At 69.2% G+C, this 22,587-nt stretch carries 15 protein-coding genes; 4 read left to right on the forward strand and 11 right to left on the reverse strand.

The window, feature by feature from the left end; genetic code table 11:
• Positions 1-176 precede the first annotated feature (176 nt).
• Complete coding sequence (locus AC1MBE_RS05240; protein ID WP_479781312.1) at positions 177-1,268, reverse strand: carbohydrate kinase family protein; 1,092 nt, start codon at positions 1,266-1,268, stop codon at positions 177-179.
• Between the two features lie 83 nt (positions 1,269-1,351).
• Between AC1MBE_RS05240 and AC1MBE_RS05245 the strand changes: the two genes are divergently transcribed.
• On the forward strand, positions 1,352-2,830 hold the full coding sequence (locus AC1MBE_RS05245; RefSeq protein WP_479781314.1) for a family 4 glycosyl hydrolase: 1,479 nt from the start codon (positions 1,352-1,354) through the stop codon (positions 2,828-2,830).
• A 30-nt stretch (positions 2,831-2,860) separates the two neighbouring features.
• On the opposite strand, the gene AC1MBE_RS05250 is transcribed toward AC1MBE_RS05245, so the two are convergent.
• Positions 2,861-4,645: a glycoside hydrolase family 5 protein gene (locus tag AC1MBE_RS05250; protein WP_479781316.1), complete on the reverse strand. Its 1,785-nt coding sequence runs from the start codon at positions 4,643-4,645 to the stop codon at positions 2,861-2,863.
• Positions 4,646-4,727: 82 nt separating this feature from the next.
• Positions 4,728-5,264 (reverse strand): N-acetyltransferase family protein, encoded by a 537-nt coding sequence (locus tag AC1MBE_RS05255; protein WP_479781318.1) that lies wholly within the window; start codon positions 5,262-5,264, stop codon positions 4,728-4,730.
• Positions 5,265-5,361: 97 nt separating this feature from the next.
• On the opposite strand from AC1MBE_RS05255, the gene mshA reads away from it, so the two are divergent.
• The 3 genes from mshA (at position 5,362) to AC1MBE_RS05270 (ending at position 9,688) form a co-directional block, all read left to right on the forward strand.
• Complete coding sequence (gene mshA / locus AC1MBE_RS05260; RefSeq protein ID WP_479781319.1) at positions 5,362-6,627, forward strand: D-inositol-3-phosphate glycosyltransferase; 1,266 nt, start codon at positions 5,362-5,364, stop codon at positions 6,625-6,627.
• Positions 6,628-6,701: 74 nt separating this feature from the next.
• Positions 6,702-8,459, forward strand: a complete 1,758-nt coding sequence (locus AC1MBE_RS05265; RefSeq protein WP_479781321.1) for a formate--tetrahydrofolate ligase — start codon at positions 6,702-6,704, stop codon at positions 8,457-8,459.
• Between the two features lie 494 nt (positions 8,460-8,953).
• Positions 8,954-9,688: an endonuclease domain-containing protein gene (locus tag AC1MBE_RS05270; RefSeq protein ID WP_479781323.1), complete on the forward strand. Its 735-nt coding sequence runs from the start codon at positions 8,954-8,956 to the stop codon at positions 9,686-9,688.
• A 329-nt stretch (positions 9,689-10,017) separates the two neighbouring features.
• On the opposite strand, the gene AC1MBE_RS05275 is transcribed toward AC1MBE_RS05270, so the two are convergent.
• From AC1MBE_RS05275 to glmS, 8 genes are all read right to left on the reverse strand, one after another.
• Complete coding sequence (locus AC1MBE_RS05275; RefSeq protein WP_346959835.1) at positions 10,018-11,103, reverse strand: inositol-3-phosphate synthase; 1,086 nt, start codon at positions 11,101-11,103, stop codon at positions 10,018-10,020.
• A 192-nt stretch (positions 11,104-11,295) separates the two neighbouring features.
• Positions 11,296-12,333 (reverse strand): L-glyceraldehyde 3-phosphate reductase, encoded by a 1,038-nt coding sequence (gene mgrA / locus AC1MBE_RS05280; RefSeq protein ID WP_479781325.1) that lies wholly within the window; start codon positions 12,331-12,333, stop codon positions 11,296-11,298.
• Positions 12,334-12,348: 15 nt separating this feature from the next.
• The gene (treZ, locus tag AC1MBE_RS05285) at positions 12,349-14,115 is read right to left on the reverse strand and encodes a malto-oligosyltrehalose trehalohydrolase (protein ID WP_479781327.1); all 1,767 of its coding nucleotides are present in this window, start codon (positions 14,113-14,115) and stop codon (positions 12,349-12,351) included.
• A 36-nt stretch (positions 14,116-14,151) separates the two neighbouring features.
• On the reverse strand, positions 14,152-16,476 hold the full coding sequence (treY, locus tag AC1MBE_RS05290; RefSeq protein WP_479781329.1) for a malto-oligosyltrehalose synthase: 2,325 nt from the start codon (positions 16,474-16,476) through the stop codon (positions 14,152-14,154).
• A complete protein-coding gene (glgX, locus tag AC1MBE_RS05295) occupies positions 16,473-18,713 on the reverse strand; it encodes a glycogen debranching protein GlgX (RefSeq protein WP_479781331.1) in 2,241 nt (746 codons plus the stop codon). The genes treY and glgX overlap by 4 nt, the downstream gene beginning before the upstream one ends.
• Before the next feature lie 92 nt (positions 18,714-18,805).
• The gene (locus tag AC1MBE_RS05300; RefSeq protein ID WP_479781333.1) at positions 18,806-20,329 is read right to left on the reverse strand and encodes an NAD(P)H-hydrate dehydratase; all 1,524 of its coding nucleotides are present in this window, start codon (positions 20,327-20,329) and stop codon (positions 18,806-18,808) included.
• 5 nt (positions 20,330-20,334) lie between these two features.
• Complete coding sequence (locus AC1MBE_RS05305; RefSeq protein WP_346959841.1) at positions 20,335-20,682, reverse strand: holo-ACP synthase; 348 nt, start codon at positions 20,680-20,682, stop codon at positions 20,335-20,337.
• A gap of 4 nt (positions 20,683-20,686) precedes the next feature.
• On the reverse strand, positions 20,687-22,579 hold the full coding sequence (gene glmS / locus AC1MBE_RS05310) for a glutamine--fructose-6-phosphate transaminase (isomerizing) (protein WP_479781335.1): 1,893 nt from the start codon (positions 22,577-22,579) through the stop codon (positions 20,687-20,689).
• Positions 22,580-22,587: the final 8 nt, after the last annotated feature.

Here is a 22,587-nt window from a genome sequence, read left to right on the forward strand (position 1 = left end):
TCCTCGGCCGCCGCAGGGGAACATGTCCGCTTGCAAGGCCGGTCGGGGAGCATGCCCACTCCGTCTGCAGAATCATCCGCGGGACATGCTCATTCCCCGCGGCCACGAGCGGGCATATCGGCATTATGTCCAATCGCCGGCGCGGGCACTGAGCATGTCCCCCGGGGCGGCCGGGCCTACGCGTCCGACAGGTGGGCTATGGTTGCCGTCGCACGCCGTTGCGCCTCCGGCGGCACGTCCCGCACAATCTCCGCCAGGAAGCCGTAGCGGCGCAGCCATTGGCTTCCCTGCCGTTCCTTGCGGGCGTTCGCGCGCTGCCACCAGTCGGCAATGTCGCCCCAGCCGGGCGCGGCGAGTGAACCGCCGACCTGCTGCACGGCCAGGGCTGCGCACAGGTTGGCGAACCGGAGCCGGTCCCCCAGCGGCCAGCCGGCCAGGCAGCCAACGATGAACGCCGCCCCGAAGCAGTCCCCGGCGCCGGTGGGGTCGAAGGCCGGCACGGGCAGCGAGGGCACCCACTCCTCTTCGCCGGTCTCGGAGTCCACCGCCATGGACCCTTGCGGACCCAGCGTCACCACGGCCACCGGGACCTGGTCCGCGAGCGCGTAAAGCGCGGCCCAGGGGTTGTCCTTGCCGGTGAACGCCTTGGCCTCTTCCTGGTTGGGCATAAAGGCGTGGAAATACTTCAGGTTGTCCAGCCGCGCCTGCGCCCACGTCCCGGTGGGATCCCAGCCGACGTCGCCGAAGAGCCGCACGCCGGCCCGGTGCGCGTCGACGGCCCACGGTTCCAGCTCCTCGCCCAGCTCGGCGACGGCGGCAAGCGCGGGCGGCGGGCAGCCGATCAGCTCGCTGGCCGTGACAGGCGCCGGATGGCCGTGGGTCACCATGGACCGGTCCTTCTCGACGCTCAGCGACACCGTAACCGGCGAGTGCCAGCCCGGAACGCGCCGCGACAGCGACAGGTCCACGTGTTCCTGCCGGTCCAGGATTTTCCAGTTGTAGTCGCCGTAGCCGTCGTCGCCGAACGCGGCGGCCAGTCCGGTGCGCAACCCCAGCCGGGCCGCGGCGATGGCCTGGTTCGCCACCCCGCCGGGGCAGCTGCCCATCCCGTCGCTCCAGATTTCCGTCCCGGGCTGGGGTGCGTGCGGCAGCCCGGTGAAGATGATGTCCTGGAACACCGTGCCCGTCAGGAGCAGGTCGAAGCCCCCCGCCGTCGGGGTGCGGACGGCGGCGAGCGGGTCGAAGCGCTGCGCTGGAATCGCGTCCATACACGGCACACTACGCCGTCCGGGTAGCCGGCGAAAGACGGCCTTCCGGGCGCTACGGCGCGAGGTAAGAATAGACTGCTGGCATGCGGCTCATGATTGCCGGCGGCGGCGGATTCCGGGTGCCGCTGGTCTACCGGGCGCTCTGCGCCGGACCCTTCGCCGGGCTGGTCCGGGAGCTGGTGCTCTACGACGTCGACGCCGCCCGGCTCGCCGCGATCGAGGCGGTGCTGGCCTCCGTGCCCGGGCGGCCTCCGGGCGGCGGTCCGAGCGTCAGTACCACCACGTCACTGCCCGACGCCCTGGCCGGCGCGAACCTGGTCTTCGCCGCCATCCGTCCCGGCGGCACGGCCGGACGGACCACGGACGAGCGAGTGGCGCAGGAGCTGGGTATGCTGGGCCAGGAGACCACCGGCGCCGGCGGCATCTCCTACGCCCTGCGCACCATCCCGCCGATGCTGTCCCTGGCGCAGGCGATGAAGCGCATCTGTCCCGCCGCGTGGCTGGTCAACTTCACGAATCCGGCGGGCATGGTGACCGAGGCCCTGGTCCAGGTGCTGGGCCGCCGGGTGGTGGGGATCTGCGATTCGGCCGGCGGGCTGGTGCACCGGGCGGCGCGCGCCGCCGGCGTCGTGCTCCCGGAGGGCAGGCTCGACGGCGTCGGCTACTACGGGCTGAACCACCTGGGCTGGCTGTACCGGCTGGAGTCCGGCGGCAGGGACGCACTCCCCGGCTTGCTGGCCGACGCCGGGGCACTGGCCGGTTTCGAGGAGGGCCGCCTGTTCCCGCAGCCTTTCCTGGCCGGCCTGGGCTGCCTCCCGAACGAATACCTGTACTACTACTACGAGACCGCCCGTGCCCTGGCCGCCATGCGGGCCGCCGCCCAGACCCGGGGCGAGTCCATCCACCGGCAGCAGGCCGAGCTCTACCCGCGGCTCGCGTCCGCCGGCGCCGGGGCCTACGGACTCTGGGACGCCGCACGCCGGTCCCGCGAGGAGGGCTACCTGGCCGAGGCCCGTGCCGCCGGGGAAGAACGGGACGAGGACGACCTCGCTGGCGGCGGCTACGAACGCGTCGCGCTCGCGGTGATGCGCGCCCTTTCCGGCGGCGGCGACGCCGAGCTGATCCTGAACACGCCCAACACGGTCCCCGGGCCCGGCGGTGCACGGACCGCCGCGATCCCGGGACTGCCGGTCGACGCCGTCGTCGAGGTCCCCTGCAAGGTGGGCGCCGACGGCGTGGTGCCGATCCCGCAGGACCGGCCGGCGGCTGCACAGCTGGCGCTGATGCTGCGGATCAAGGAGGTCGAACGGCTCGTGGTCCGCGCCACCGCGCTCCCGGGCGCCGTCACCGGCGTCGGCCCTGGCAGCGCAGGCTCGGCCGGCGCCGCCCCGGGCAGCGGAGGCTCGGACCCAGCCGCCGGGAGCCGGCGCGACGCCGCACTCGCCGCGTTCGCCCGGCACCCCTTGGTGGATTCGAACGACCTCGCAGCCCAGCTGCTGGCCGGCTATGAGGCCGCTTTCCCGGGCCTGCTGCAGCTCTGGCGCAGCGGCAGCCGCGCCTGATAGCGGCGGCTCCTCGCCGCATCCGGCCGGTCAGCGCAGTCCGCGGGCCAGGCTGTCTATGAGCGCCTTGTTGGGTTCGCCGGGTTGCCCTGAACCGCTGAGGTAGAGCCCCATCTGCGTCCCGTGGTATTCCCAGTAGGCAAAGCTGAGGTTGTTCTCCGCCAGAAGGTCAAGCATGTCGGTGACCCACTGGCCGCCGCCCTTGCCCTCCATTTCAAAGGCCTGCCGGACCAGGCCGAACTCCATGACCGACATCGGCACATTGTTGTCGATGCCGAACTGAACGCGCTTCCCCACTTCGTGTGCCAAATAGCCCTTGTCTCGTGCGAGGAAGCCGTTTCCGGCTGCTCCCGGCGACTGTGCGTAGACGTCGAGCTGGAGCCCGATCCGAGGAGCCGACCCCGCGGAGGCCTCAATGTTCTGCCCCCGCATATGGCCCTCGATACGGTACTTGTTGCCGGGCACAACCTTGAACAGGTGTGCGTCGTTGCTCCACCCTGCGATTGCCTTGGCGTCCGCGGCATCGCTGATGGACAGGCTGCCGCCGTCCCGGTAGCCGGCCTTTTCCCGCGCGAACTTTGGCGGTGCCCCTGCCACCCCGCCGTATTGCCATTCATGCCAGTCCAACGCCGCGTCGCGGTCCAGGGGGTCGTTGATGATTTGCCGGATTTCGGTCCCGTCCGGTCCGTACTCGGTCACCCTGATCGCATCGAAGCTGGCCGTTCCGCGCATACCGCCCTGCGCGGTGGCAAGGGGCGCCGCCGCGACCGCGCTGCTGTCGTCGATCGTCACGATGCCGCTGTCGTACGCCGCCCAGTCCGACGTGCCCGCGGGCAGTGGCTTGGTGGCGATACGGCTTCCCGGCAGCAGGACCCGCTGACCGGTCGGGAGAATCGTGTCCGGGTCCGGATAGCGGCCGCCGTCCTGGACCGGGCCCTCGACCCAGGACGCGTACTGGTGGGTGTATCTGATGGGCTCGTAGAAGTGGAAGTCGTACACGACGTTGCTGTCATCCACCAGGAAGTGCTGGTCGACTCCGGACGAACCGTAGCGGCCGTTGACCCCGTAGATCCCGCCCATAACCAGCAGGTGGTTCGGGTCCTCCGCCCGGACGGCGGCAACCATCTGCCGCGCCAGCCTTTTCCATTGTTCCCCGGTCGCGTCTGTCGTCACCGGCTCGTTGAGCAGGTCGTAGGCTGCGATGGCCGGTTCGTCCTTGTACCGGGCGGCGATGGCCCGCCACAGGTCCGCGTTCTGCTGCTGCAGCCGGGGATCGGACCAGAGGTCAAAGCTGACAGCGTCGCTGGTGGGGTCCAGCCAGAATCCGCCGATCGGGGTGTGCAGGTCCAGGATCAGGCGCATGCCGTGTTGCCGCGCCCAGGCCACGTTTTGGTCCAGCCACTGCCAGAAGACCTGCGGGGAGTCGGCGTACCAGTCGCCGTCGAAGGCAAAGCGGATGCTGTTGAAGCCGATGTCTTTTGCCCTGGCGAAGTCTTCCTCCGAATGGTGCTGCGAGGTGAGGAGCTCGGCCCCGTTCAGGTTTCGATGGTAAAGGTTGGAGAAATTCACCGCCTTCAGCCGGGTGGGCTCGCCGTTGAGGACAAGGCCGCGGCCCGAGGCGGTGACGAAGTCCGGTCCGGTCTCCGCCGCGGGCCTGCTGCCGTTGTTACGGGACAGCGTGCACCCGGCGATGACCAGCAACGGCACCATCAGCAGCAGGACGGCCGGAACCCAGCCGGGCCAGCGGCGCCGGCGCGCATCCCGGTCAGGGTTGCGCGGCTCGTGCTGCACCTGCGGATCACCACTCCCGGGCATTCGGGTCTCCCTCGCTCGGCCTTCACGGCCCAGCCTATTCGCGGCGGCCGCAAATGTCTTGGGGTGAATCCGTCCGGGCCCGCTACAGGCTGCGGTGCATCACGTGCAGGCCCACAAAGCCCAGCCTCGGGTGCTGGAAGGCCTCAGGGATGGTGGCGAGGATCTTGAAGCCCATGGCCTGCCAGGCGGCGACGGCCCGGACGTTGCTTTCCACCACGGCGTTGAACTGCATGGCGCGGAAGCCGGCGGCCCGGGCGGCCTCCAGCGAATAGGCGCACAGGGCCCGGGCGACGCCGCGGCCGCCGTACCCGGCACGGACCATGTACCCGGCGTTGGCGACGTGGCTGCCGCCGCCGCCCTGGTTGGCGTGCAGCTCGCCGGTGCCCAGCACGACGCCGTCGAGCCCGCCGGTCCCGACGGCGACGAAGGTCCGGCCCGGCGCCGTCTTGACCCACTTGGCGCGGGCCTGGTCCTCGGTGGTGTCCACGTCCCAGGTGAAGGTCTCCCCGGCCCGGATGACCGGCTCCAGGATCTCCCAGATGGCGGGCCAGTCCTGGCCGGTGGCCTCGCGGATCACCCACGACGCCGGGGCCGGCCGGGTTTCTGTGTTTGCGCTCACAGCCGCCACGTTAGCAGCCGCCGGCCGCCGGTGAACCGTCCCGCCGTTCAGGAGTAGTGTTTTACCGAATCCACGTCGCAGGAAGGGAGGAAAGAGGATGCCGCTGGTCCGCCGTGTCGCCTTCCTTTCCCTGCACACCTCGCCGATGGAGCAGCCCGGCTCCGGAGACGCCGGCGGCATGAACGTCTACGTCCGTGCCCTCGCCGCGGCCCTGGCCGAGACCGGCGTGGAGGTGGAGATCTTCACCCGGTCCAACGCGGCCGGCCAGGCCGCCGTCGAGCATCCTTTCCCGGGCGTCTGCGTCCACAACGTGCTCGCCGGTCCGCCGCGGAAACTTCCCAAGGAGGAACTGCCGGCGCTGCTGCACAGCATGGTGGCCGAAATCGACCGGATCAAGCAGCTGCAGCCGCATGGCCGTTACGACGTCATCCATTCGCATTACTGGGTGTCCGGGGTCGCGGGGCTGGAGCTCTCGGAGCTGTGGGGCGTGCCGCTGGTGCACACCATGCACACCATGGCCAAGGTCAAGAACCTGCTGCTGGAGTCCGGCGAGCAGCCCGAACCGCGCCGGCGCGAGGAGGGCGAGCACCGGATCGTCGACGGCGCCACCCGGCTGGTCGCCAACACCGGGGCGGAGGCCGCGGAACTGGTTTCGCACTACGACGCCGACCCCGACCGCATCGATGTGGCGCCCCCGGGCGTGGACCTGTCCATCTTTACGCCCGCGTTCCGGAGCCACGCCCGCAGCCAGCACGGCATCGTGCCCGGCCGGTTCCACCTGCTTTTCGCCGGACGGATCCAGCGGCTCAAGGGGCCGCAGATCCTGATCAAGGCGGCCGCCCTGCTGCGTGCCCGCCGACCGGACATCGATCTTCAGCTGACCATCCTGGGAGCGGTGAGCGGGGCGAAGGACTTTGACCTCAAGGCCCTGATCACCGCCGCCGGGATGGACGACGTCGTCACGCACCACCCGCCGGTCAGTGCGCCGAAGCTGGCCGGCTGGTACCGCTCGGCCGACGTCGTGGTGATGCCCTCCTACAGCGAATCCTTCGGCCTGGTCGCCCTGGAGGCCCAGGCCTGCGGCACGCCCGTGGTCGCCACGAAGGTGGGCGGGCTGTCGCGGGCGATCTTCGATGGCAGGACCGGCCTGCTGGTGGAGGGTCACAAGGCAGCAGACTGGGCCGACGCCATGGAAGCCCTCCATGACGACCCGGCAACCCGTGAGGACATGGGCCGCGCGGCCTCCGTGCACGCCCAGGACTTCGGCTGGCAACGCACCGCCGCGATTACGGTGGAGAGCTACCAGGACGCCCTGGTCCAGTATTTTGGTACACGGAGCATCCCGGTGGGCCACACGCCCTGACCGGGGGACCAGACCGGGATCCCGGCCGGAACCGCCGGCCGGGGCGCCACGAAGCCACGAGCCGAAGGACAACGATGTCAGAGAACGCCACGGAACCCGCCGGAGCCAACGCCGGGCACTCTGCCGGCCAGCCAGCCGGGACGTCGGCCCAGGCGCCGGTGCTGAGTGATTTGGAAATCGCGCAGCGGGCCACCATGCGGCCGATCCAGGACGTGGCGGCCGCCGCCGGGATCAACCCGGAGGCGCTGGAATTCTATGGCCGCTACAAGGCCAAAATCGATCCGGCCAGGCTCAACCGGGACGCCGCGCACACCCCCGGCAAGGTGGTACTGGTCTCGGCAATGTCCCCCACCCCGGCCGGCGAGGGGAAGTCCACCACCACGGTGGGCCTGGCCGATTCCCTGGCCCGCGCCGGGCACCGGGTCATGATCGCGCTGCGCGAGCCCTCGCTGGGCCCCATCCTGGGCATGAAGGGCGGCGCGACCGGCGGCGGCTACTCCCAGGTCCTGCCGATGGACGAGATCAACCTGCATTTCACCGGCGACTTCCATGCCATCACCTCGGCGAACAACGCCCTGATGGCACTGGTGGACAACCACATCTACCAGGGCAACGCGCTGAACATCGATCCGCGCCGGATGACGTTCAAACGGGTGCTGGACATGAACGACCGCTCCCTGCGCGAGGTTGTGATCGGCCTGGGCGGACCGACGCAGGGCGTGCCGCGGCAGGACGGCTTCGACATCACCGTCGCCTCGGAAATCATGGCGGTGTTCTGCCTGGCCACCGACCTGGACGACCTGCGCGCGCGGCTGGGCCGGATCACCTTCGGCTACACCTACGACCGGGAGCCGGTCACGGTCGCCGACCTCGGTGTCCAGGGCGCCCTGACCATGCTGCTCAAGGACGCGATCAAACCGAACCTGGTGCAGACCATCGCCGGCACGCCCGCCTTGGTGCACGGCGGTCCCTTCGCCAACATCGCGCACGGCTGCAACTCGCTGATCGCCACCCAGACAGCCCGCAGCCTCGCGGACGTCGTCATCACCGAGGCCGGCTTCGGCGCCGACCTGGGCGCCGAAAAGTACATGGATATCAAGGCGAGGATGGCCGACGTCGCGCCGTCCGCCGTCGTGGTGGTGGCCACCATCCGTGCGCTCAAGATGCACGGCGGCGTCGCCAAGGACCAGCTCAGGGAGCCCGACGTCGAGGCGCTGGCGGCCGGCGTCGCCAACCTTCAGCGGCACGTGCGCAACGTCGAGAAGTTCGGCATCACCCCCGTGGTGGCGATCAACAAGTTCGGCACCGACAGCCAGGCGGAGCTCGACTGGCTGCTGGACTGGTGCGCGGCCGAGGGCGTCCAGGCGGCCGTGGCCGACGTCTGGGGCCGCGGCGGGGGCGGCGACGGCGGGGACGAACTCGCCGCGAAGGTTGCTGCCGCCATCGACGCCCCGCACGGCTTCCGGCACCTCTATCCGCTGGAAATGTCCGTGGAGGACAAGATCCGCACCATCGTGCAGGAGATCTACGGGGCCGACGGGGTGGAGTTCTCGGTTCCGGCGCTCAAGCGGCTCGCGGAGATCGAGAAGAACGGCTGGTCCGGGATGCCGGTCTGCATGGCGAAAACGCAGTACTCATTCAGCGACGACGCCACCAAGCTGGGGGCGCCGAAGGGCTTCACAGTGCACGTGCGCGACCTGATTCCCAAGACCGGGGCGGGATTCATCGTGGCGCTCACGGGCGCGGTGATGACGATGCCAGGGCTCCCCAAGGTCCCTGCCGCCATGCGGATGGACGTCGACGCCAACGGCAACCCCGTCGGCCTCTTCTAATCCCAGACCCTCCCTCACGTCCGGCGCCCCCACACCCGACGCTCCCTCAGATCCGGCGCCTCCAAACCGAACCCTCCCTCACGTCCGGCGCCCTCCCGCCCGACGCTCCCTCACGTCCGGCGCCCTCCCGCCCGACGCTCCCTCACGTCCGGCGCCCTCCCGCCCGGCGCTCCCTCACCTCCGGCGCTTCCAAACCGAACCCTCCCTCAGATCGTGCGCGGCGACAAAGGCAGCTGTGGATAACTCCTGCACGGCTTTTCAAAGTCGCCCACAATGCCAGCATGAGAACGCGAACAGAGCTTCCGGGTGTGCTGGCGGCCGGACCCTTCACCCTTGCAGCTGCTACATCGTTGGGAGTGCCCAGAGCCAGACTTCGACAGCTCGACTTCAGGCACATCAGCAGGGGTCTATACCGGCCTGCGGGTTGGAGCTTCGAGTTGGAGGCTGCGGCCCGCGCGCTGTCCGCAGCTTCCCCTGGGGCGTGGATCTCGCATGTGACGGCAGCTCAACTTCGCAGCCAGCTCTTGCCGCCGTGGCTCTCGGATTCCGAGGAGTTGCATCTGAGCAAGCCGCGCGCGCTCCCCGAAGTTCGCCGCAAGGGGATCGTAGGACACACGGTTGTTGCGTTCGACGACGAGATCGAGACGGCGGACGGCATCCGGATCAGTACCCGTCCCCGCACGTGGCTCGACCTGGCCCGGCAACTGAGCCTGCCCGAGCTTGTCTGCATGGGAGATGAGCTCATTCGGATCCCCCGGTTCAATCTGGAGGGGCGGAGCGAGCCTTTCGCTACCGTCGACGGGCTGCGGGTGATGCTGTGCCGTCATCCAAATCTTCAGGGGATCGTCCGCGCACGGGAGGCCCTGGATCTGATGCGGGTGGGAGCCGATTCAGGTCCTGAGACTCTCCTGCGCCTCGCGATGTGCGACGCCGGGCTTCCCGAACCGGAGCTGCAAATTGAACTGCGCCCGGGCAGTGCGGGAACGCCGACGGCGGACATCGGGTATCGGCGTCGGCGCCTTGCGGTGCAGTACGACGGCGGGCACCACTTACTCCCTGCCCAGATCTTCAGCGATCGCCGCCGGGACAAGGCATTCGAAGCAGCGGGGTGGACGGTGCTCACTCTGACAAAAGATGATCTTGCGAACGGCTTCGCCGGTGCGATCGCCAGGATCAAGCGGATCCTCCGCAGCGCATACCTCAGCCCGTCAACCGCTGCGGGATTCTAGAGCACTCTGAGGGAGCGTCACGCCCAAACCCGCCAGAGCTGAGGGAGCGTCCCGCCCAAACCCGCCGAACCTGAGGGAGCGTCCGCCCCAAACCCGCCCGAGCTGAGGGAGCGTCCCGCCCAAACCCGCCAGACGTGAGGGAGCGTCGTGTAGGGACTTGCCTAAGCCGGAAAAACACAACGCTCCCGCACCATAAGTGCGGGAGCGTCGTGGTGAAATGCGCCTGACGTGCGGGAGCGTCGGGTCAGAACGCGCCTGACGTGCGGGAGCGTCGTGTTGGAACGCACCAAACGTGAGGGAGCGTCGGTGGTGTGCGGCGGAGGTGGGGCTTAGCGCTCCAGGTCTCCGCGGATGAAGGCCTCGACCTTTTCACGGGCCAGGTCGTCGTTGAACTGCTCCGGCGGGGACTTCATGAAGTAGCTCGATGCCGAGAGCAGCGGGCCGCCGATGCCGCGGTCCAGGCCGATCTTGGCGGCGCGGACGGCGTCGATGATCACGCCGGCGGAGTTGGGCGAGTCCCAGACTTCCAGCTTGTATTCGAGTGAGACCGGGGCGTCACCGAAGTTGCGGCCCTCGAGGCGGACGAACGCCCACTTGCGGTCATCAAGCCACTGGACGTAGTCCGACGGGCCGATGTGCACGTCCTTGGCGGCGAGGTCGGCTTCGACGTTGGAGGTGACGGCCTGGGTCTTGGAGATCTTCTTGGACTCGAGGCGGTCGCGCTCCAGCATGTTCTTGAAGTCCATGTTGCCGCCGACGTTCAGCTGGTAGGTGCGGTCCAGGGTGACACCGCGGTCTTCGAAGAGCTTGGCCATGACGCGGTGCGTGATGGTGGCACCGATCTGGCTCTTGATGTCGTCGCCCACGATCGGCACACCGGCGGCGGTGAACTTGTCCGCCCATTCCTTGGTGCCGGCGATGAACACCGGGAGGGCGTTGACGAAGGCCACGCCGGCGTCGATGGCGCACTGGGCGTAGAACTCGGCCGCTTCCTGGGAACCCACGGGCAGGTAGCAGACCATCACGTCGACCTTGGCGTCCTTGAGGGCCTGGACGACGTCGACCGGCTCGTCCGGGGACTGCTCGATGGTCTCGAGGTAGTACTTGCCGAGGCCGTCGAGGGTCGGGCCGCGCTGGACGGTGACTCCGGTCGGCGGGACGTCGGCGATCTTGATGGTGTTGTTCTCGCTGGCGAGGATGGCGGCGGACAGGTCCTGGCCCACCTTCTTGCCGTCGACGTCGAAGGCTGCGACGAACTGCACATCGTTGACGTGGTACTTGCCGAACTGCACGTGCATCAGACCCGGAATCGTGGCCTGGGGGTCGGCATCCTTGTAGTACTGGACACCCTGGACCAGCGAAGTGGCACAGTTACCCACGCCGACGATTGCAACACGAATCGGATTTGAAGACACGAAACTCCCTTTGAGTACAAACTTCACGTGCCCGGCGCGGACGTACTCTGATGTACGACGGCGGCAAACGGGCACAACGCCATGCGGCGCCCTTGCATTCTAGTCAACGGCGCCGCGGCCTGAGATGTTCCCGGCCGCGGCACCGAATCTGTTACGGCCGGCGGCGGCGCCGCAGCACAGCCCGGCCGCGGCTCACTTTTGCGCCCAGAGGTTGATGTCGGACTCGACGGCGAACTCGTCGATCGCGTCCAGCTCATCGGCGGTGAAGTCCAGGTTGTCGGTGGCGGCCAGGGTGTCCTCGAGCTGCCGGACGCTTGACGCGCCGACCAGTGCGGAGGTCACCGAGGCGCCCTTGCCCTGCTCACGGAGAATCCAGGCGATGGCCAGCTGCGCGAGAGTCTGGCCCCGGCCCTCGGCGATCCGGTTGAGCCCGCGCACCCGGTCCAGCGTTTCGCCGGTGATCATGGCCTGGTCCAGGGACTTGTCCTGCGCCGCGCGGGAGTCCTCCGGGACGCCGTCGAGGTAGCGGTCGGTGAGCATGCCCTGCGCCAGCGGCGAGAAGGCGATGGCCCCGGCGCCCACCTGGTCCAGCGCCTCGTACAGGCTGGGGCTGCCGTTCTCGGTCCAGCGGTTCAGCATCGAGTAGCTGGGCTGGTGGATCAGCAGCGGGGTGCCGAGTTCCTTAAGGATCCGGGCAGCCTCCAGGGTCTGTTCCGGCGTGTAGGAGGAAATGCCTGCGTAGAGCGCCTTCCCGGAGCGGACGGCCTGGTCCAGGGCGCCCATGGTCTCCTCCAGCGGGGTTTCGGGGTCCGGGCGGTGGCTGTAGAAGATGTCGACGTAGTCCAGGCCCATCCGGGTCAGCGATTGGTCCAGGCTGGCCAGCAGGTACTTGCGGGAGCCCCAGTTGCCGTACGGGCCCGGCCACATGTCGTAGCCGGCCTTGCTGGAGATGATGAGCTCGTCGCGGTACGGCTTGAAATCGTCCTTGAAGTGGCGGCCGAAGTTGGTCTCGGCGCTGCCGTAGGGCGGGCCGTAGTTGTTGGCGAGGTCGAAGTGCGTGACGCCCAGGTCGAAGGCGCGGCGCAGGATGGCGCGCTGCACCTCGAAGGGCTTGTCGTCGCCAAAGTTGTGCCAGAGGCCCAGCGAGATGGCCGGCAGTTTCAGGCCGCTGCGGCCCACCCGGCGGTAGGGCATGGTGTCGTAGCGGTTCTCTGCTGCAAGGTAAGTCATCAGTAATTTCCTTTCCTAGTGGGAGACGACGGCGGCGCTGTGGCCCGGCAGGCCGAGCCCGGCGGTCGTCAGCGCGGTGCCGTCCTCCGTGGCCAGCAGCAGTGAACTGCCGGCCACCGAAAGCTGCCGCGGTTCGGCGGAGAAGTTCATCGCCACCTCCACGCTGCCGCGCCGCAGCACCAGCCAGCGCTCGTCCTCATTGAAGTCGACGGCGGTCTCCGCGAAGCCCGCCCCGGCGAGTTCCGGCGTCGCGCGCCGCAGCGCGATCAGGTTCCGGTACAGCTCCAGCAGCCGGGCGTGCTCGCCCGAGCCGGCCTCGGACCAGTCCAGCTTGGAGCGGGTGAACGTGGCCGGGTCCTGCGGGTCGGGCACGACGGCCGGGTCCCAGCCCATCCGTTCGAATTCCTTGATCCTGCCCTCCGCGGTGGCCTTGCCCAGCTCCGGTTCCGGGTGCGAGGTGAAGAACTGCCACGGCGTGGTGGCGCCGTATTCCTCGCCCATGAACAGCATCGGGGTGAACGGCGAGGTCAGGGTCGCGACGGCGGCGAGCGCCAACTGCCCGTAGCCGAGGGTCTGGGACAGCCGGTCGCCGGTGGCGCGGTTGCCGATCTGGTCGTGGTTCTGGCTGCAGACCACGAGGGCGGCCGGGTGCACGAGGGAGGTGTTGATGGGCCGGCCGTGGTGCCGTTCGCGGAAGCTGGAGTAACTGCCGTCATGGAAGAAGCCTTTTTCGAGGACCTTGGCCAGGGCCGCGATCGAGTCGAAGTCACTGTAGTAGCCGGTGGTCTCGCCGCTGACGTTGACGTGCACGGCGTGGTGGAAGTCATCGCTCCACTGCCCGGCCAGGCCGTAGCCGTTGGCGTCGCGCGGGTAGAGCAGGCGCGGGTTGTTCAGGTCGGACTCGGCGATCATCGTCGCGGGGCGGCCGGTTTCGGCCGCGACCGCGTCGGCGAGGGCGCCGAAGTCCTCCAGCAGGTGGACGGCGCGTTCGTCCTTGAAGGCGTGCACGGCGTCCAGCCGCAGGCCGTCCACGTGGTAGTCGCGCAGCCACATCGCGGCGTTGTCCAGGATGTAGCCGCGGACCACGTCGGAACCGGGCCCGTCCAGGTTGACCGAGTCGCCCCAGGTGTTGCCCTCGCCGGACTTGAGGTAGGGACCAAACCGGGGAAGGTAGTTGCCGCTGGGGCCAAGGTGATTGTAGACGACGTCCTGGATGACGCCCAGCCCGGCGGCGTGGGCGGCGTCGACGAAGCGCTGGTACGCGGCCGGGCCGCCGTAGCCCTCGTGCACGGCGTACCAGAGCACCCCGTCGTAGCCCCAGTTGTGCGTGCCGTTGAACCCGTTGACCGGCAGCAGCTCCACGAAGTCGACGCCGAGCTCGGCCAGGTAGCCGAGCTTGCCGGCCGCGGCGTCCAGCGTCCCCTCGGGGGTGAAGGTGCCCACATGCAGTTCGTAGATCACACCGCCCTGCAGCCCGCGGCCCTTCCACTGCCCGTCCGCCCACTGGTGGCTGCCGGCGTCGAAGGTCCGCGAGAGCGAGTGCACTCCCCCGGGCTGGCGGCGGGACCGCGGGTCCGGCAGCGGCGTGGTGTCCCCGTCCAGCAGGTAGCCGTAGTCGACGTCGCCGGAGGCCGGGGCCTCCGGCGCGTTCCACCAGCCTCCCCGGCCGGCGCCGGTGTCCCGGCGCATCGGGTAGTGCCGTCCGTCGGCGAGCAGCGTGACGTCCTGCGCGTCCGGCGCCCAGAGGTCGAAGCGTGCGGTTCCGTGTGCGGGCAGAGTCATTGCCGTTCCCCTATATCGGTTCGTCAGTGTGTGCTGTCAGGCGGCGGGTACCAGCAGGGCCACCGGGTAGTCGCGGAGGATCTCCGCCACGCTCGCCGCGCCCGGGCCGTAGCACCGGCCGGTGAGCTGGTCGGTCATTGCGACAGCGAGGCTGATGGCGGTGTCCTGCCAGCCGCCCCGCTGCTCGAGGCCGCGGGGCAGCCTGGTCGCCAGGGTGAGAGCCCCCGGCGAGCCGGCGCCCCGGTCAAAGGCGATGAGGTGCCCGGCGGCAGCTCCCGTGGCCGGCACCGGGGTGTAGCCGGTGAACAGCTCCGGTGCGTCCCGGCGCAGCCGCAGCGCCCGCGTGGTCACCAGCAGCTTCGCCGCGTCCTCCCGGTACGACGCCGGCCGCTCCCCGGCGTCGAGCGCCGTGAGGGCCGCGCGCCGCGCCGCGAAGTCGAACGGCCGCCGGTTGTCCGGGTCGGTCAGCGACCGGTCCCAGAACTCGGTGCCCTGGTACACATCCGGGACGCCGGGCATGGTCAGCTGGACCAGTTTGGCGCCCAGCGCGTTGGCGGCGCCGTACGGGTCCAGCAGGGCTACCAGCGCATCGAGTTCAGCGCGCACCTGGTCGTCGTCGAACGCCGCGTCGACGGCGGCGGCGAGTTTCGCTTCGAAGTCCGGGTCCGGGTCCAGCCAGTCGGTTGAATTGCCGGCCTCCCGTGCCGCCTTTTGGGCGTAGGACTGCAGCCGTTCCCGGTCCGCGGGCCAGACCCCGGCCACGGCCTGCCACAGCAGGTTGGCCAGCGGCCCGTCCGGCAGCGGCGCCAGTTCCTGGAGCCGGCGCAGCGATGCCGTCCATTCCGGAGCCAGTTCCGCGAGCACGGAGATCCGCGCCCTGGTGTCCTCGCTGCGCTTCGTGTCGTGGGTGCTGAGCGTGGTCATGGACAGCGGCAGCCGTGCCTGGCGGCGTGCCATCCGGGCGTGGAACTCGTCGGTGGACAGCGCGAACTCGGTGGGGTCCGCGCCGACTTCGGTGAGGGTGCCCAGCCGGGTGTAGCGGAAGAAGGCGGTGTCCTCGACGCCCTTGGCCATCACCATGCCGGAGGTCTGCTGGAAGCGGCGGCCCAGCTCGGCGTCGGGCCCGGGGCCGGCGTGCAGCAGCAGGGGCAGCAGCGTGCGCACGGCGGGTTCCAGCTCGGGGCGGCGGCGGACGGCCAGTTCGCAGGCCTCGCGCAGCACGTCCTCGCCCTCGGGCAGGTAGCTGCGGTAGACCGGGAACGCGGCGGTGATCTCGGACAGCGCATCGACGGCGGTCCCGGTGTCGAGCCCGGCGGAGGCCGGTACCAGCCGGGTCAGCCGTAGCATTTCCGAGTGCAGGATTCCGTCCGTGATCCGGCGCTTGGTGCCGCGGATCATCTCCTCGTAGTCCGCAGGGACCCCGCCGCGCAGCGAGGTGTCCAGGGCGTCCAGGCCGGACTGGCCGGCGGGGTCTACGAAGAGCCGGTCCACGTCCGCGAGCGCGTCGTAGCCGGTGGTCCCCTCGCATTCGAAGTCTGCCGGGAGCTCTTCCCCGGGCTCGAGGATTTTCTCGATCAGCAGGTAGGCGCCGCCGGTCACTTCGCGCAGCCGACGGAGGTAGCCGGCCGGATCAGCGAGGCCGTCCGGGTGGTCGATCCGCAGGCCGTCGACGAGGTCCTCGCGGAACCAGCGGACTACTTCCTCGTGAGCCTCGTCGAAAACCTCCGGGGTCTCGACCTTGATTCCGGCGAGGGTGTTGACCGCGAAGAACCGGCGGTAGTTGAGCTCGTTGTCGGCGCGGCGCCAGCCCACCAATTCGTAGTGCTGCCGGTTGTGCACCTCGCGGGGGTCGTTCCCCTCCGTGTAGGTGCCCTCGGCCAGCGGGAAGCGGTGGTCGTAATACCGCAGCTCGCCGTCGCGGACTTCGAGCGCGTCAACGTCCGCGTCGTCGCCCAGCACGGGGATCCGGATCCGGCCGCCGCCGAAGTCCCAGTCGACGTCGAACGCCGGGGCGTAGCGGGACTGCGGGCCTTCCTTGAGCAGCGACCACCACCACGGGTTCTGGACCGGGGTGGCGACGCCGACGTGGTTGGGCACGATGTCCACCAGGACACCCATGCCGGCCTTCCGCGCCGCGCGGGACACCGCCGCGAGACCCTCCGGGCCGCCGCGGTCCGGGTCGATCGCGGCGGGGTCGGTGACGTCGTAGCCGTGGTCCGAACCCTGCTCGGCCGTCAGGATCGGCGACAGGTAGATCCAGTCAACCCCGAGGGACTTCAGGTAGGGCACCGTGTCGGCGGCGTCCTGCAGGGTGAAGCCGGGCCGGATCTGCAGCCGGTAGGTCGAGGCGGGGGTCCTCATGAAGCGGAAGCCTTCGCCTCGCTGGCGGCGGCGGCCTCCTCCTGGGCCTCCACCATTTCCTCGTGGGCTTCCTCGTGCTCGGCCATCGAGGCCAAGGACGCGGCGGCGGAGTGGTCAACCTCGACCTCCGGGCCCGAGTAGGCGCGCAGCACCACCATGGATTTGGCCGCCAGGGTCAGGACGGCCCCGGCCTTGAGCGGTTCGTTCGTGTCGGACTGGTCCGCGGTGTCCACAAGCAGCTCCCAGAACGGCGAGTACTCCTCGGCCGGCAGGACAAAGTCCACGTTGTCATCGTGGGCGTTGAAACCGAGCAGGAAGCTGTCGTCGGTGATCCGGCGGCCGCGGGAGTCCTGCTCCTGGATGCCGTGGCCGTTGAGGAACACGCCGATGGTCCGGCCAAAGCCGCTGTCCCAGTCTTCCGGCAGCATGCCGGTGCCGTCGGTCTTCAGCCAGACGATGTCGGGCAGTTTCTCGCCCTCACCGCGGACCACCGGCCGGCCGTCGAAGAAGCGGCTGCGGCGGAACGTCGGGTGGTCGTGGCGGATCTTGTTGACGAACGCGGTGAACTCCACGAGCGGCTGGTCCATGGCTTCCCAGTGCACCCAGCTCAGCTCGGAGTCCTGGCAGTAGGTGTTGTTGTTGCCCTGCTGCGTGCGGCCCAGTTCGTCGCCGTGCAGGAGCATCGGCACGCCCTGGGAGAGCAGCAGCGTGGCGATAAAGTTCCGCTGCTGCCGGGCGCGGAGGGTCAGCACGGTGTCGTTGTCGGTGTCGCCTTCCTCGCCGCAGTTCCAGGAGCGGTTGTGCGATTCACCGTCGTTGTTGCCTTCGCCGTTGGCCTCGTTGTGCTTCTCGTTGTAGGAGACCAGGTCGCGCATGGTGAAGCCGTCGTGCGCGGTGACGAAGTTGATCGAGGCCACCGGGCGCCGGGCGGAGCTTTCGTACAGGTCCGCGGAGCCGGTGAGGCGGGACGCGAATTCGCCCAGCGTGGACGGCTCGCCGCGCCAGAAGTCGCGGACGGTGTCGCGGTACTTGCCGTTCCACTCGGTCCACTGCGGCGGGAAGTTGCCCACCTGGTAGCCGCCGGGACCGACGTCCCACGGCTCGGCGATCAGCTTGACCTGGGACACGATCGGGTCCTGCTGGATCAGTTCGAAGAAGGTGGAGAGTTTGTCGACGTCGTAGAACTCGCGGGCCAGCGTGGAGGCGAGGTCGAAGCGGAAGCCGTCGACGTGCATTTCCGTCACCCAGTAGCGCAGCGAGTCCATCAGCAGCTGCAGGGAGTGGGGGTGCCGGACGTTCAGCGAGTTGCCGGTGCCGGTGTAGTCCATGTAGTGCTTCAGGTCGCCGTCGACCAGCCGGTAGTAGGCCTGGTTGTCGATGCCCTTGAAGGACAGGGTGGGGCCGAGGTGGTTGCCTTCCGCCGTGTGGTTGTAGACCACGTCGAGGATGACTTCGATGCCGGCCCGGTGCAGCTCGCGGACCATGGCCTTGAATTCCTGGACCTGGTGCCCGACGTCGCCGGAGGAGCTGTAGGTGTTCTGCGGGGCGAAGAAGCCGATGGTGTTGTAGCCCCAGTAGTTGTTGAGTCCCTTTTCCACCAGGGTGCCGTCGTTGACGAACTGGTGGACCGGCATCAGCTCGATCGCCGTGACGCCGAGCTTTTTGAGGTGCTCGATCACTGCCGGGTGGGCAACGCCGGCGTAGGTGCCGCGCTGCTCCTCGGGGATTTCCGGGTGCAGCTCGGTCAGGCCTTTGACGTGCGCCTCGTAGATGACCGACTCGTGGTACGGGACGCGCAGCTGGCGGTCCCCGTCCCATTCGAAGTAGGGGTTGATGACCACGCCGTGCATGGTGTGCGGTGCCGAATCCGCGTCGTTGCGCGAATCGGGGTCGCCGAATTCGTAGGAGAAGAGCGCCGGGTCCCAGTCGATCTGGCCCTGGATGGCCTTGGCGTACGGGTCCATCAGCAGCTTGTTGGGGTTGAAGCGGTTTCCGCTTGCCGGGTCGTAGGGTCCGTGGACCCGGTAGCCGTACTTCTGGCCGGGCTGGATCTGCGGCAGGTAGCAGTGCCAGACGTAGCCGTCCACCTCGGTCAGCTCGATCCGCGTCTCGGTCAGATCATCGGCCAGGAGGCAGAGTTCGACTCGCTCAGCCTGTTCACTGAACAACGCGAAATTGGTACCGGTGCCGTCAAAGGTGGCTCCCAACGGGTAAGCCGATCCGGGCCAGACTTCCATGTGTACTCCTCGTGCGATGCGGAACAATCTCTAGACAGACTACTTGTAAGTAAGGTTACTAATTGACCAGGCGCCCGGTGCGCGCGCTTTTGTTACAGCTTCGCGATAACCTCCGGCAGGGAATCCGCGATGTCCGACGCCGTCAACGGCCCGCCGTCCGAGGCGAGGGTCCCAGCGCGGCCGTGCAGGCTGGCAGCCACCGCCGCAATCGCAGCCCACCGCTCCGGTTCCTCGAGCCCTAAGGCGCTGAAGGCGCCGGGATCCCCTGCGAGCTGCGCCAGCAGGGCACCGAGCAACCCGGCCAGTACGTCGCCGCTGCCCGCGGAGGCCATCCACGGGCTGGCCTCGGCCTGGCTGAACACCGCGCCGGACGGGGCGGCCACCAAGGTGGTGGCGCCCTTGAGCAGGACGGTCGCGCCGGTCAGCCGTGTGGCCTCCCGGACGGCGGCAAGCGTTGCGTCCTCAACGGCGGCACGGCCCGGTCCGGCGTCGTACCGTTCCAGCAGGGAGGCAAGCTCGCCCGCATGCGGGGTCAGCACGGTCCGGGCGGACAGCTGGCGCGGCAGCGCCGGGAGTGCGCCGGCGTCGGCCACGGTGGGGAGCCCGGCGGCGGCTGCCTCGCGGACGCGCTCCAGCTGCTCGTGCGCGCCGTCGTCGAGTCCGGGCCCCAGCAGCCACGCCTGGACGTGGGCGTCGGCAACGGACGTGCCGCACACCACTTCGGGGCAGGACTGGCGGACCAGGTCCGCGACTTCCGCCGGGCCCACGTAGCGGACCATGCCGGCGCCGGCGGCCAGGGCGCCCCGGCAGGCCAGGACGGCCGCGCCAGGGTAGCGGGCGGACCCGGCGACGACGCCGAGCACGCCGCGGGAGTATTTGTGCGAGCGGCGGCCTGGGTGCGGCAGCAGCGCGGACAGATCTTTGGTTTCCAGGCGCCGCAGCCCGGCGGCGCCCAGGGCCGCCTCGATGCCGATCGGGATGGTGACGACCCGGCCGGTGAAGTCCGCGCCGGGGTCGGCCAGCAGGCCGGCCTTCGCCGCGCCGAAGCTGACGGTCACGTCGGCGGCGAGAACGGGGGCGTGCGCCTCGCCGGTGTCGGCGTCGACGCCGCTGGGGAGGTCACAGGCCACCACCAGCCCGTGGCGGGTGCGCTGCAGTTCTTCGAACAGAGTGGCTGCAGGGCCGCGCACACCGCCCTGGGCGCCGGTTCCCAGGACTGCGTCGATGACGACGTCGGCGCGGGCGGCGTCTGCTGCCAGCTCCGCGGCGTTGCCGTCGGTCAGGCCGGTGTCCCGGCCGCCCGCGGCACGGAACGCCGCCAGCGCGGCCGGATGGGCGTGGCTGGCGGTGAGGACCGCCGTCGTCCGCAGGCCCCGGCGGGCCAGCAGCGCCGCGGCGTAGAGCCCGTCGCCGCCGTTGTTGCCCTTGCCGGTGAGCACCGCGACGCTGGAGCCGTAGGTCCGCAGTCCGCGGCCCCGCAGTTCGCGGACCACCGTGTTGGCCAGCCCGTAGGCGGCGCGCTGCATCAGAACAGCGCCCATCCCGGGGTCCGCACTCGTCTCAAGCAGCTGCTGTTCGACTTCGCGAATGTGGGTTCCGGTATGGGCGCTGATCATGGTGCCTAGCCTTCGGCGATCACCGTGGCGGTGGCGATGCCGCCGTCGTGGCTGATCGACAGGTGCCACCGTTTGACGCCCTTCGACTGGGCCACGGCCAGTACGGTGTCCTTGACCTGGACGGTCGGTCCGTGCTGGTCCAGGCCGATCCAGCAGTCCTGCCAGTTCATGCCGGCCGGCGCGCCGAGCACCTTGGCCACGGCTTCCTTGGCGGCGAACCGGGCAGCCAGGGACCGGGTGTTCAGCTCCCGCTCGGCGGGCACGAACAGCCGGTCGCGCAGCCCGGGGGTGCGCTCCAGCTGCCGGCCGAACCGCTCAATGTCTACGACGTCTACGCCGATGCCAACAATCATGCGGCTATTCTACGGTCACGCTCTTGGCCAGGTTCCGCGGCTGGTCCACGTCGTAGCCCTTGGCGCTGGCGAGCGCGAGCGCGAAGATCTGCAGGGGCACGGTGGACAGCAGCGGTGCCAGGAGGGTCGGGGTCTCCGGGATGTAGATGACGTGCTCGGCGTAGGCCTTCACCGCCTCGTCACCCTCCTCCGCGATCACGATCGTCTTGGCGCCGCGGGCGCGGACTTCCTGGATGTTGGAGACAACCTTGGCGTGCAGCGAGTCGCGGCCGCGCGGGGACGGGACCACCACGAAGACCGGCTGGCCTTCCTCGATCAGGGCGATCGGGCCGTGCTTGAGCTCGCCGGCGGCGAAGCCCTCGGCGTGGATGTAGGCGAGCTCCTTGAGCTTGAGCGCACCCTCCATGGCGACCGGGAAGCCGACGTGGCGGCCCAGGAACAGCACCGACTTGGCGTCCACCATGTCGTGGCCGAGTTTCTTGATCGCGTCGGCGTTGTCCAGGATCTGCTGGATCTTGGCCGGGATCTTGCCCAGGTCGGCGAGGATGTCCTTGATCTCGCCCTGGAATTTATTGCCGCGCAGCTGTGCCAAATACAGGCCCAGCAGGTAGGCGGCGGCGATCTGGGCGAGGAACGCCTTTGTGGAGGCCACCGCGATTTCCGGGCCGGCGTGCGTGTACAGCACGGCATCGGACTCGCGCGGGATGGTGGAGCCGTTCGTGTTGCAGATGGACACCGTCTTGGCGCCCTGCTCCTTGGCGTAGCGGACGGCCATCAGCGTGTCCATGGTTTCGCCGGACTGCGAGATGGAGACGATCAGGGTCTTGGCGTCCACGATCGGGTCGCGGTAGCGGAACTCGTGCGAGAGTTCGACCTCGGTGGGGATCCGGCACCAGCGTTCGATCGCGTACTTCGCGACCTGGCCGGCGTAGGCGGAGGTGCCGCAGGCCAGGACGATGATCTTGTCCACGCTCTTGAGCAGCTCCGTGTCGATGCGGAGTTCATCGAGGGTCAGCTTGCCGTCGACGTCGGAGCGGCCCAGCAGGGTCTGCAGCACGGCGTCGGGCTGGTCGTGGATTTCCTTTTCCATGAAGGACGGGAAGCCGCCCTTTTCCGCGGACGCGGGATCCCAGTTGACGTAGTATTCCTTGCCTTCGGCCGGGGCGCCGAAGAAGTCGGTGATCGCGACGGTGTCGGCGGTGATCGTGACGATCTGGTCCTGGCCCAGTTCCACGGCACGGCGGGTGTAGTCAATGAAGCCGGAGACGTCGGAGCCGAGGAAGTTCTCGCCCTCGCCCAGGCCCACCACGAGCGGGGAGTTGCGGCGGGCGGCCACGACGACGTCGGGCTGGTCGGCGTGCACGGCGAGCAGCGTGAACGCGCCTTCGAGCCGCTGGCAGGCCAGTTCCATGGCCTTGGTCAGGCCGCCGTTGGCGTTGTCGCCGCCGAGCTGGTTGCGGTAGATGTCGCCGATCAGGGCGGCGGCCACCTCGGTGTCGGTCTCGGAGAGGAACGTCACGCCCTTGCCGAGGAGTTCCTGCTTGAGCTCTGCGAAGTTTTCGATGATGCCGTTGTGGATGAGGGCCAGCTTGCCGCCGTCGGACAGGTGCGGGTGCGCGTTCACGTCCGTGGGACCGCCGTGGGTCGCCCAGCGGGTGTGTCCGATCCCGGTGAGCGCGTCAGGCAGCGGGTGCGCCTCCAGCTCGGCGATCAGGTTGCTCAGTTTGCCCGACTTCTTGCGGGAGGAAATGGCGCCGTCCGCCACGACGGCGATCCCGGCGGAGTCATAGCCGCGGTACTCGAGGCGCCGCAATCCTTCCAGGACAACGTCCAGGGCCAAGTGATCAGTATTTTCCCGGCCAGCCGCGCGGCCTACATATCCAACGATTCCACACATGGACCCAA

The sequence above is a fragment of the Arthrobacter sp. BG5 genome (assembly GCF_056680155.1).